General features: G+C 74.6%; 1 protein-coding gene. It reads left to right on the top strand.

Features of this window, described 5'->3' with window-relative positions:
* Nucleotides 1-69 precede the first annotated feature (69 nt).
* On the top strand, nt 70-448 hold a 379-nt coding region (locus tag LPA54_RS38780; protein ID WP_306806631.1), incomplete at its 3' end, for a Sir2 family NAD-dependent protein deacetylase.

The raw sequence follows: 448 nt of genomic DNA, 5'->3' as shown, positions 1-448 counted from the left end.
CTGACAGGCCGCACCGGCCGGCCCGATATCCCCTCGCCGGGCGCGCCCCCTCCGCCCTACCCTCGCCGCATGAGCAAGCCCCTCGTCGCCCTGCTGACCGGCGCCGGCGTCAGCACGGACTCCGGCATCCCCGACTACCGCGGACCGGCCGGGCTGTGGCGCCGCGACCCCGACGCCGAGAAGCTCGTGACGTACGAGTACTACATGGCCGACCCGGAGATCCGCCGCCGGTCGTGGCGGATGCGGCGGGAGACCGTCGCCGCGCTGCCCGAGCCGAACGCCGCGCATCGTGCCGTGGCCGAGCTGGAGCGGTCCGGGACGGCGGTGCGGGTGATCACCCAGAACGTGGACGGTCTGCACCAGCTCGGCGGCATGCCGGACCGCAAGGTGCTGGAGCTCCACGGAACGGCGCGCACGGTCGTCTGCACCAAGTGCCACGCGCGGACCC

It is taken from the genome of Streptomyces sp. DH12 (genome assembly GCF_020873895.1).
GTDB lineage: Bacteria > Actinomycetota > Actinomycetes > Streptomycetales > Streptomycetaceae > Streptomyces.
Note: the sequence above shows the minus strand (reverse complement) of the source record. Positions and strands in the feature narration are given on the sequence as shown.